Below are 12,291 nucleotides of genomic sequence, written 5' to 3'. Positions count from 1 at the left end.
TCATAAAAACTTAGAAATGATTCAATAGGATGTAAAAACTTAACAGGTGCTTTATAATTTTATTAAACAATAGCTTAATTGAATTGAGGAGAATAAAATGAGTAGCACGTTTAAGTCAAATGATACAGCAATTGCGAGTATCTTAAAAAGTATTGAGGATGGTCAAATTCAACTTCCTGATTTCCAGCGTGGTTGGGTTTGGGACGATCATCGCATAAAGGCATTAATTGCAAGTATTTCAAATGCATATCCTGTCGGTGCATTGATGTTTTTGGAGTTTAGCGAAAATGGAGAAATTCGATTTAAATATCGTCCGTTTACAGGTGCTACTGCAACAGGTAGCCCAGAAATTTTAGTCTTGGACGGTCAACAGAGAATGACATCCATTTTTAATTCCTTATATTCAAGAAAACCGGTCCAAACCCGTACAGAGAAAAATAAAGAAATCCAGCGCTATTATTACTTGGATATCGAAAAAAGCTTAAACAGTACAACAGACCGCGTAGACGCGGTAATTTCTGTTCCAGAAGATAAAATGATCCGAATGAACTTTGGGCGAGATATAGAACTAGATGTTAGTACACGTGAAAAAGAATTTGCCAATAAAATGTTTCCTTTAAATATCGTTTATGACTTAATGGAATTTATGGAGTGGTTAAACGGTTATCAAAAATTCCATAATTATGATCCTATCATTTCTCAACAATTTTCTGAATTTAACAGAGATGTCTTAAATCCGATTCAAAGCTATAAGGTACCAGTTATTACGCTAGGGAAAAATACACCAAAGGATGCTGTCTGCCAAGTTTTCGAAAATGTTAATACCGGTGGAGTGTCACTAACTGTTTTTGAATTGGTAACAGCGACGTTTGCTGCCGATAATTTCGAACTTCGAAAAGACTGGGAAGAACGGAAGAGAAAAATGATTGACGCATCTGCTCTATCTTATGTGAATCAAGACCAAGCACTATTGAAGGTGGTTTCTTCGTCTGACTTTTTAACGGCAATAACGCTACTAGATCGCTATTATGTTCGTCAAAATGGGGGAGAAGCAATAAGCTGTAAAAAACGTGATGTCTTAAAACTGATCTTAGATAAATACCAAAAATATTCAAATGATTTAACAGAAGGCTTTATTCAAGCAGCTAATTTTATGAAGGAACAACGAATTTTTACTGCACGTGATTTACCATACAGTACTCAATTAATCCCATTATCAGTAATGTTCACAATACTTAAAGGCAAAGCACAAAACAGCACAGTGAAACAAAAAATTTCTAGTTGGTATTGGTGTGGGGTTTTTGGAGAAATGTATGGTGGAGCAAATGAAACAAGATTTGCTACGGATGTTTCTGGAATGATGGAATGGATTAATGGAGGGAAGGAACCAGACACTGTCCAACGAGCATACTTCCAACCTACCAGATTACTTTCTTTACAATCTCGGTTAAGTGCAGCGTATAAAGGAGTCATGGCGTTAATACTAAAAAAAGGTTGTTTGGATTTTGTTACCGGTAGTGCAATGGACTTCACCACATTTTTAGATGAGAGTACAGATATCCATCATATCTTTCCTCGTAAATACTGTGAAGATAAAAAACTAGATAAGAGAAAATGGAATTCTATTGTGAATAAAACGCCTTTATTTGCAAAAACGAATCGAAGCATTGGTGGTTCCGCACCAAGTAAATATATCCAAAAAATTATTCATGATAAACAAGTGACTGAAATAAACCTAAACAACTATCTTGCCTCACATTTAATTAGTGTAGAGGATTTAAAAAGTGATCATTTCAATGAATATTTCATCAATCGAGCAAAGTCCTTAGTGAATTTGATAAGCGATGCAATGGATAAACCAATATCAAATTTAGATGGGGAAGATGTTGTTAAAGCATTTGGTCAATCGTTAATTTGAGTAATAGAAAAAAGAGAAAATAAACATTCAAATCAGGAGGACCCATGAAAAAAAACATCCATGTCGTCGGTGCAATCATCATCGAAGACAATAAAATCCTATGTGCCCAAAGGGGCCCAGATAAATCTCTCCCTCTAAAATGGGAATTTCCAGGCGGGAAAATTGAGGATGGGGAATCTGCTGAGGAAGCATTAAAACGAGAAATTAATGAAGAGATGAATTGCGAAATTGAAATAGGTGAGAAAGTCGATCATACGGTGTATGAGTATGACTTCGGCATTGTTCATTTAACGACTTTTATCTGTAAGCTGATCGAAGGAAAGCCAGAGCTAACAGAGCATGTTGCGATTAAATGGTTACCAACGAATGAGCTTTCATCACTTGATTGGGCACCTGCGGATATTCCGGCAGTAGAAAAATTAGCAGAGGCAATTCATGTAAAATAATCGATAAAAATAGACAAAGAAGCTACTCACAATTTGTGGATAGCTTCTTTGCTTTAAAAATAAATTGCACTCGAAAATTAAGAGTATTACAATTGATATAAACAAATGGAAATGATTGGGGATTGTATGGAGAATTTGATTCAGAACTTAGAAGCGTCTTTACATAAGGGCTTTATTGATAAACAACTGAACAAGTCTGGTAGATATAAACCGAAGTTACTAGTAAATAATTTAAAGGAAAATGAAAACGTTTTATCCACATTGTTAGAAGAGCTTGATCAAAGCAAGTCCTTTATTTTTTCTGTCGCTTTTATTACGGAAAGTGGCCTTGCGACGCTTAAATCCCATTTTCTTGATCTTGATCGAAAAGGCGTAAAGGGTCGGATATTAACATCGACATTTTTACAATTTAATCAGCCGAAAGTGTTTCGAGAATTGATGAAGATCAAAAATATAGATGTGAGATTAACAGATTTAAAGGGCTTTCACTCGAAAGGCTACATATTTAACCATGATACACATTACTCACTGATTGTCGGAAGCTCTAATTTAACTGCCCATGCCTTGAAGGTTAATTATGAATGGAATGTGAAATTAACTTCACTTGAAAATGGGGAGATCGTTCATCACTTCAAGAGTCAGTTTGAAGAAGTATGGGGGCAGTCTAGGGCTTTAACAGTGGAATGGATTGATGAATACGAAAAGACTTATTCTCAGGCTGCTGATAAAAGAGATTTTGATCAGATTATAGAATTACCTACTCAATATCAGACGAATGCAATCAAGGATGCATTAAAGATTGTCCCAAATAAGATGCAGCAAGCAGCGCTGCAAGAAATTGAAGCGGTCCGAGCAGCAGGAAAAGATAAAGGATTAATTATTTCGGCAACAGGGACAGGGAAGACCTACCTTTCTGCCTTTGATGTAAGGCGTTTTGGTCCTAAGCGTATGCTTTTTATTGTACATAGAGAGCAAATTTTAAATAAAGCAAAGTCGGACTTTAAGCGGATTCTGGGTGGAGTGGATGAAGACTTTGGGATTTTATCAGGCTCCAATAAGCAAGCAAATGCTAAGTATTTATTTGCAACCATCCAAACCATTTCTAAAGAAGAGACATTAAGGCAGTTTGATCCGCAGGAATTTGATTATGTATTAATAGATGAAGTCCATAAAGCAGGTGCCGCTTCCTATCGAAGAGTGATCGATTATTTCAAACCACAATTTTTTATGGGAATGACGGCAACGCCTGAACGAACAGATGACTTTAATATTTATGAGCTATTTGATTACAACATTGCCTATGAAATTCGTTTACAAGAAGCGCTTGAGGAGGACATGCTTTCACCTTTTCATTATTTTGGTGTGACGGACCTTGATATTAACGGAGAAAATGTGGATGATGCGACCATTTTAACGAAGCTCGTTAATGAGGAACGTGTGAATCATATTATAGATAAGGTTGACTATTATGGTTTTTCAGGTGAAGCGGTTAAGGGATTAATATTTTGCAGTCGGAAAACAGAAGCGAAAGTATTATCTACAGCATTGAACGAAAAAGGGTTACGCACAATTGCGCTGACAGGTGATGATTCGCAAGAAGAGAGATCCTACCGAGTGAATCAATTAGAAAATGGCCAATTGGATTACATTTTAACCGTCGACATTTTTAATGAAGGGATTGATATCCCATGCATTAATCAGGTTGTCATGCTAAGGCAGACTCAATCTAGCATCATATTCATTCAGCAGCTTGGCCGCGGACTTCGTAAGCATGAATCCAAGGATTTCGTTACCATCATTGATTTTATTGGTAACTATAAAAATAACTATTTAATTCCGATTGCTTTATCAGGCGATCAATCGCAAAACAAAGATAACATCCGCCGACATACGAAGGACACAAGCTATATTAAAGGTGTTTCAACAATCAATTTTGAAGAAGTCGCCAAAAAGCGGATCTTTAGCGCCATAAATAACAGCAATCTAACCACACTCAAAATCCTAAAGGATGCCTATATTGAGGTGAAAAATAGACTTGGACGAGTGCCATACTTGTATGATTTCGTCATGCAGCATTCTATCGATCCCGTTGTCATTGTTGAAAAATATACGAACTACTATCAATTTTTACTGAAAATGAAAGAGGAAGTATCGACGATTACAAACTATGAAAATCAGGTTTTGACAATGCTGTCGTTAGAGCTAGTAAATGGAAAGCGTAAGCACGAAATCGAATTGTTAGAATTGTTAATGCAGCAAGAGAAGGTAGAGCATGGGGAATTTATTAATCATTTAGTCGAAGAAGGTTGCAAAGTAGACGAGGATACCATTGCATCAGTCAAAGGCATCTTCGATTTATCATTTTTCACCCAAGTTTTTAAGAAAAAATATGGGGATCAACCAATAATTACTGTCAAGGAAAATTGCTTTACCTTTAATGATTCGATCCGTGAAAGTCTAGTAAGAAATGATTATTTCAAAACAATGGTATTGGATATTTTATTAAGTGCAAAAGAAAAAAGTGAAAAATATGAATGTAAACAACCACTAACTTTGTATGAAAAATACTCAAGAAAAGACTCTTGTAAACTATTGAATTGGCAAAATGACGAAAGCTCCACGATGTATGGATATAAAACTAAACATAATACTTGTCCGATTTTCATTACCTACCATAAAAAAGATGAAATTGAATCTAGTGTGAATTATGGGGATGAGTTTCTCAGTCAGGATGTTCTTAAATGGTATACGCGTAGTAACAGAAGACTAGACTCAGATGAAGTTCGAAAAATCATAAATGCGGAAGAAAATCATATTGATCTCCATATTTTTGTCAAAAAAGATGATGATGAAGGCAGCGACTTCTACTACCTTGGTCAAGCAAAGCCTGATAAGAGCACGGTTCAGCAGGATGTAATGAAGGATGGGAAGCCGGTTGTTCATATGAATATGGTTATGGAGCAGTCGATTGAGAGTAAGCTTTATCATTATATTATTGAGGGTAGTGAAGATATAGAATAATTAAGGAAGCCTGAGCCCTAATTTCTTTAGGGCCAGGTGTCTTTAATCTAATTAAGGTGAATTTTCGCCCTGCAAAATATTGTGAAGAGTGACTGTAATAAAGAGAGGAAGAATCTCAAATGCCAACATACAACAAACTAGTTAGAGACCGTATTCCAGAAATTATCGAAAAAACCGGAAAGAAATTCTCAACGAAAATACTAGATAATACTGAATACATAAAAGAGCTCAAGAAAAAAGGCTTCGAGGAGCTCGAGGAGTATGTAAATACTGTAAATAATGAAGAGGCAATTGAAGAATTAGCGGATGTTCTAGAAATTATCCACGCGCTTGCGGCATATCATGGTGCTTCGATTGAAAAGCTTGAGGAGGTTCGTAAACAGAAGGCACAAAAAAGGGGCAGTTTCCGCGAGAAAGTATTTTTAATTGAGGTAAGCGAATAAAAAGACTACTAATATGAGCAGGTGCGGTATGAGTCATAAGCTTCAAATAGGAGAAATGAGGGCCGAGTATTTAACAGATAAAGAAATATGGGCTCATTTTAATTATATTTTTTCTACAAAATCCCGTAATTCGACTACTTATAAATTTGTGTTAATTAAATCCCTAATTGAAAACTTATATAACGTAAATGAAAAGCTTGAGTTGCAATATGATGCGTTATTTAATAGTTTTTCAGTCATTTACTGGAATTTGGTCATTCATCATCAGCTCAATCAAATTAATATGGTTGGCAAAATGTCGGAGGTTCAACGGATTCTATTAGATGTTCAAAACACACATCAAATTCCAGATACATTTGTGTTTGATAAGCTTTCAAATGAACTCCAGGTTTTAATCGTAAATAAGGTTAAAAAGAAATGTAAGCTCAATGTGATGGGAGCTATTTACGGCGATACAGGCGGCACGATATATGACTTTGACAATAAGAAGGAAGTTTTGCGGATCAATCCGGCATTTTACTCCTTTATGCAACGGTTTCAGAGAGTATTGAAGTATTTGTCAAATTATCATCTAGCCTTATTCCTGGAAAAGTTTAATGAACATGGAGACTCGGCTAATCTTTTATTAAAGGTTGAAAATGTCTCAAAGCGTTCATCATTAGATCCATTTTATCAGGTGCTGGCATCTTACTTTGACGGAACATGTTTCTATTGCGGCAAGAAAATTAAGAAAAAGGAACAAGCACATGTTGATCATTTTATTCCATGGAGTTTTGTGCAATCTGATCAGCTTTGGAATCTGGTAATTGCTTGTTCAGTCTGCAATCTTTCAAAAAGTGATAAGCTTGCAAATAATATATTCTTAGAAGAGCTAATTGATCGTAATGAACAAATTCTTACTCATTCAATGATCATTGGCCGTGAAGATATGAAGATTTATGAGAAAAAGAAGTTGGTTGAGCTATACCAGTACTCATATGATAATGGGTATACGGATTTTTGGGTTCCAAGGAGGAAATTTAGTTTGTAGTGTATAGTCTTAGGTTATTGTATAATCATTTTTCTACTCCCACGAAACTATCTAAACCTTAACAAAAATAAACAGTCAGCTTAGGTTATAGGGATTCTGCTATAGGGAATGGCGAGTTGTGAATGTGAGATTGGTTGAATTGTTGAAAGGTTCGATAATATTATAGAAAATTTCCTTATTATATATTCTTTGCCAATAGCAATGTAATTATTTAGCTTATGATACGGTGAACCGTATCACAAATAGTGGTAAAACAGAGAATTGAGGTTATTATTAATAAATTATGGTTAGATAAATTGTAATAATGCAATAAATAAAAGGCTTATTTAAACAATAAGCCTTTTTAATTATTTTAATATTTATTTGATATATTTTTTTGAGAGTAAAAACTTTGAAGTATATGGTAAAATAATTAAAGGGCTAGATCCACTTTGCATTTCTAGAATAAAATCGCAAAATATCTCCAGCCCTGTATCTAGTATAGTTAATCTTTATATAAATTATATGCAATTGAATTTAAAATTGCAACCTCAAAGTTTAAAAAGGGGAATTAAAATGTATAAGCACTTTAAAAATCAGGGTTATAATCCAAATCTTAATAGCCATCAAATATATTTTATCCAAAGATGGGGAGAATTATTAGAAAATACCCATATACATTATAGAAAATTGTTAAAGCCATCTCTTCGCTCGGTTTTAAAGGAAGCCTTAAGAGTAATAGATCACTTTAAAGATCAAGTATTGTATGAACATAATATTTTTGAAATATTAGAGGAAGTAATTGAAACGCTTAATAATAATATCGTATTAAAAAAGATTTATCCAAACGATTTTAACCTAATTGAGTCTAGAATTAAAAACTTTTTATCAAATAAACAAACATTTATGGAATTAAAAAGTGAATTAGATAAATATAAGCATTTAAATTTACCTTATACTCTTATGACTACTTTATATAATAAATTAGAGAATGAGGATATCCCAAAATTATATGCCAATTATCTTAAAGATGAATTAAATAAACCTACTCTTTCTTTTGAAACAGTGGATGGTTTAATCGAATTAGTAATAAGTGAATTAATTTATGAAGGGCATAACAAACAATATTTGTTTAATTGGGGAAATGGAGTATTTATTATCGATTCTGAGCCTAATTTTCTTAAAAGAGTAGAACGAATAAGTGAACTAGGTAAGAAAAATAGAAGACCCTTTGATTGTTTCATCACTTTAAAATTACCAGAAGGTTATGATTCATTATTTAATCATAAAGAGGGTAATATCACTTTTCATAAAGATCCTGAAACACTTAGAGTAGAATTTATTGAAGAATATTCTCTAGAGGAACCCTATCATAAACAATTATATGAATTTTTCCAAACGGATAAGCACATTTCTAGAATAAAACTTGAGTCAACTGATGAAGTTGCTGCCATAAATTCAGCAAGGGAAGAATTAATATCTACAACTAAACTTTTCACTTTAGAGAATAAACATAAGCAGTACTATCCGGGAAATTTATCAGAAGCAATAGTATATGATTTTCAAGGTAACCAAATTAATATGGACCCTTATATAGAAACGTATCAACAAGGTTTGCAAATATCAAATAATGAAAAATACATTAAGATTAATCTTAGTTCGAAAATGAATAATAAATACCAAGGCTTAGATCAATTATTACAATGGTGCAGGGTAATACAGGACTCTCCTAGAGAGACAGGATTGGTTGCAATGTGGAGCCTCTTAGAATATTTATTTGTTACCGATTCCTTTAACAAAAGGAAAAATGTTTTAGATTATGCTATCCCATATATATGTCATTTCTATTTAAAGAGTTTAGCGTGGCGTACGAGAGATATCCTCAAGAATAACAATAGTGAAAATCTTACATTAATGGAAGAAGTAAAAAATATACTTGGTGAGAAGGCAATAGATAACTTGAAGAAAGAGGTTAAATTACCCTATTTTATAGAGTTCCTAGCCACCAATAAACAAAAAGCCTTGGATATTTATTCAGATAAAGTTATTGAACAAAGATATATTGGTTTAATTAATAGGTATTTATCGTTGCGAGGAAAGAAGTTGTGGTTTGAAAAATATTTAGAGACTTTAAAAGAGCAAGTACATAGTGATTTTCTTCGTGCTTATAGAATGAGGAATATACTAGCACATCAAGCCAGTATGGATGAAGAATTCTTAGACGAAATTTATGATGTAATAGCATTTTACCTAAAACTTATCATTGATGATTTGTTATATACTATTACTTTACAACCAAATAACTCAGTACATGACCTAGTAAAGGTTAAGCGTGAAAGTTATGAAGATTACCTAGAAGAGTTAAAAAACCTAGATAAAGTAGAAGATGTTAACTTTAAGAAATTAATTACAACAAAGTCTCTATTAGTATAATACCTAAAAAAATAGCCGTTATTTAAAAAAACAATTTTATATCAAGATTAAAAGGCAGGTAATTAACCTGTCTTTTTTTGTTATATAATGGAACTATGAAATGTATAAAATGGAAGAAGGAGGTCAAAACTTGAAGAAATTTGCTGAATTTTATAAATGTGCATTGCAAGTTAATCCTTATAGTTATGTGGCATACAGGGGTGGAGAACATGCAATAAGTGAGGACGAATATAATTCATTAATACTAACAAACTGTTTATCTGAAGAGATAAAAGTAGTAGGTCTTGCGGATCATGGGAATATTGATACATCAGAAAAATTAAGAAATTTATTAAGACAAAATGATATCATAGTTTTTCCGGGCTTTGAAATTGCAACGGCTGAAAAAATCCATATCGTATGTCTTTTTTCAGAAGAAACTACGCCTGAACAATTGAATAGGTATTTAGGTCGGTTAGGTTTGACTGATGTAAAGAATGGGGTAATGCCAAGTCATATTTCGTGCTTAGAAATTACAAAAATTGTTGAGGAAGAGTTAAATGGTTTTTGGTATGCTGCTCATATTACAAGTGATAACGGAATAATTAAAATGGGCCAAATGAATCATATTTGGACTGATGCTAGACTTAAAGTGGCGCAAATTCCTTATGGTTTGGAAGATATAGATCCCAAATATATTAATATTATTAAGAATAAAGAACCGATGTACAAAAAGACCACCCCTTTTGCATTCATTAATGCAAAGGATATTTGTAAGCCAGAAGATTTAAAAGAAAAAAACGCTTATTGTTTAGTAAAAATGTCAGATTTAAATTTTTCTTGTTTTAAGGAGGCTTTTCAAGATCCTAGCGCAAGAGTAAAACTCTCGTTTGAACAAAATGAGCGCTTTCATAGTAGTATAGACAAATTAGAAGTGTTTGGTGGTTATCTTGACGGGCTGTCTATAGATTTTTCAAGAAACCTAAATACTACTATTGGAGGAAGAGGGACCGGTAAATCTACTTTATTAGAACTAATACGATACGCTCTTGATTGTGAGCCCAAAAGCCAAGAATCGAAAAAATATTTTAGGGAATTAATAAAGGCAAATTTAGGCTTAGACAGTGGAAGAGTAGAATTACATATAACCTCCAACCAGCGCTATGGGCAAAAATATAAAATAATTAAAAGGTATGAAGATCCTATAGTAATAGAAAATTCCGACGGTACTGTTTCAAATTTAAATGTAATAGATATACTCCCGCATGTTGAGATATTCGGACAAAATGAAATTATAGAACTAGTATCGAATGAAGAAGCAAAATTAAATATATTAAGTAGATTCCTTCCTAATCAAGCAGATAAAATCTCTGAAAGAGAAGCGATTATTAAAGATTTAAAACAAAACGCAGTAATTTTAATAGATAGAATACAGAAAAGGGATGAAATTTCAGATAAGGTTTCTATTTTGCCAAAACTTGAAGAAAAAGTAAATTTTTTTAAAGAGAATGGAATTGCAGAAAAACTTAGTACAATAGAACATTTATCGACAGAAGAAGAGTATATAAAAAAATCTCTTGAAGTAATAACGAAACATTCTATACATTTTCTTGAGGTAGATACTCCATTTACTAAAGAATTTATAGAGAAAACTCCAAATGCCTGTAAATTCAACAAAATTACAGATATAATAAGAGACTTTAACTTGGAACTTATTAAGTTAAAAGATGAGTACGAAAGACTTGTTAAAGACACTGCAAGGAAAGTGGAAGAAATCGACGGTGAATGGAAAGAAATAAAAAGGGAATCTGAAGGGGAAATTAAAGAATCAATTAAGTCCTTAGATGGGCTAAATGGAAAAACCGGACCTGAAATTGCATTAGAGTATAGAGAAACAGTATCTGAGATTGCCAGAATAAATCCAAGTAAAAATGAATCTATAAGAATAAGGGAAGAATTAAAGGGAGTTATACAGGAAAGAAGGACATTGTTAGAGAAATTGAATAAAAATCGAGATGAGTCCTATGATTCATTAAGAAAGGCAGTTAAAAGGATAAATAAAGGTAAATTAAAAGGGAAAGTACAGGTTGAAGTTTATGCTGGGAAAAATAGAGAAGAGTTAATAGAATATTTGTCTGAAGTTGATGGGTTAGGTCCAAAAAGTTTGAGTTGGATTAGAGAAAAAGATGAATTTTCCTTAGCGTCTTTTATTCAGCACATAAATGAAGGAAGCACAAAACTTATGGAAGAATATGATCTAACTAAGGCAAAGGCTGATATATTAGCGCAGTTACCATTAGAAGATAGACTAGAACTGGAATTAATACCATTGTTAGATATGATTGATGTTAAATTAAATACTGCAGGTGAAGGTGATGAGGGAGAAAACTTTAAATCTCTTAATAAACTATCAAAAGGGCAACAGTGTACTGCAATTTTAAATATATTAATGTTAGATAATAATGACCCATTAATCATAGATCAGCCTGAAGATAATTTAGATAACTCTTATATAGCAAATAATTTTGTCGATGGGTTAAGAGATTATAAGTTAAATAGACAATTCATTTTTGCTACACATAATGCAAATATCCCTGTTTTTGGTGATTCTGAATTAATAGTTGTTATGCAAGAAATCGATGGTCAAGGGTCAATTGCAGAAAATTGCATTGGTTCCGTCGATAATCCAAATGTTAAAACTGCTGTTGTTAATACTCTGGAAGGTGGAAATATCGCCTTTCAAATGAGAAGAGCCAAGTACAATTTATAACCTTAAGAGTAACATGAAATTAGTTTATAAAAATAAATATTCTAATAGAAAAAAGGGTTATCCTATTTTATGTAGAAATAAATATTTGTTAGCAAAATTTCCCCTTTATGTACCTAATGCTAATCTCTAATGACTAGTAAAAGTCTCTTTGTGTCTATCTTTCTTTCGAATGTATTCAATGGTATTAAGTCAATAAAGTAGACACAATTTTATAGATTTTTATCATCTACCGCGCTATCGCTTGGTGGCCTCTTCATTAAAGTACAGAAGTA

7 protein-coding genes are annotated in these 12,291 nt (G+C 32.9%); all 7 read left to right on the top strand.

The features are described 5' to 3' along the window. Positions 1–97: 97 nt before the first annotated feature. Positions 98–1,918, top strand: coding sequence for a GmrSD restriction endonuclease domain-containing protein (locus J2Z40_RS17250; RefSeq protein ID WP_066392212.1), 1,821 nt, complete (start codon positions 98–100; stop codon positions 1,916–1,918). 44 nt (positions 1,919–1,962) lie between these two features. After that, on the top strand, positions 1,963–2,364 hold the full coding sequence (locus J2Z40_RS17245; RefSeq protein ID WP_066392214.1) for a (deoxy)nucleoside triphosphate pyrophosphohydrolase: 402 nt from the start codon (positions 1,963–1,965) through the stop codon (positions 2,362–2,364). A gap of 126 nt (positions 2,365–2,490) precedes the next feature. Further along, entirely contained in the window at positions 2,491–5,385 is a 2,895-nt protein-coding gene (locus J2Z40_RS17240; protein ID WP_066392215.1) for a DEAD/DEAH box helicase, read from the top strand. A 119-nt stretch (positions 5,386–5,504) separates the two neighbouring features. Beyond that, entirely contained in the window at positions 5,505–5,828 is a 324-nt protein-coding gene (locus tag J2Z40_RS17235; protein WP_066392218.1) for a nucleoside triphosphate pyrophosphohydrolase, read from the top strand. A 28-nt stretch (positions 5,829–5,856) separates the two neighbouring features. Further along, positions 5,857–6,858 (top strand): HNH endonuclease, encoded by a 1,002-nt coding sequence (locus J2Z40_RS17230; protein ID WP_066392223.1) that lies wholly within the window; start codon positions 5,857–5,859, stop codon positions 6,856–6,858. A 555-nt stretch (positions 6,859–7,413) separates the two neighbouring features. Further along, positions 7,414–9,270: a hypothetical protein gene (locus J2Z40_RS17225; RefSeq protein ID WP_066392224.1), complete on the top strand. Its 1,857-nt coding sequence runs from the start codon at positions 7,414–7,416 to the stop codon at positions 9,268–9,270. 130 nt (positions 9,271–9,400) lie between these two features. Further along, complete coding sequence (locus tag J2Z40_RS17220; RefSeq protein ID WP_245350149.1) at positions 9,401–12,019, top strand: TrlF family AAA-like ATPase; 2,619 nt, start codon at positions 9,401–9,403, stop codon at positions 12,017–12,019. The last annotated feature ends 272 nt before the right edge of the window (positions 12,020–12,291 follow it).

The sequence above is a fragment of the Cytobacillus eiseniae genome, from assembly GCF_017874625.1.
GTDB lineage: Bacteria > Bacillota > Bacilli > Bacillales > Cytobacillaceae > Cytobacillus > Cytobacillus eiseniae.
This window is presented reverse-complemented; position numbering and strand designations above follow the sequence as displayed.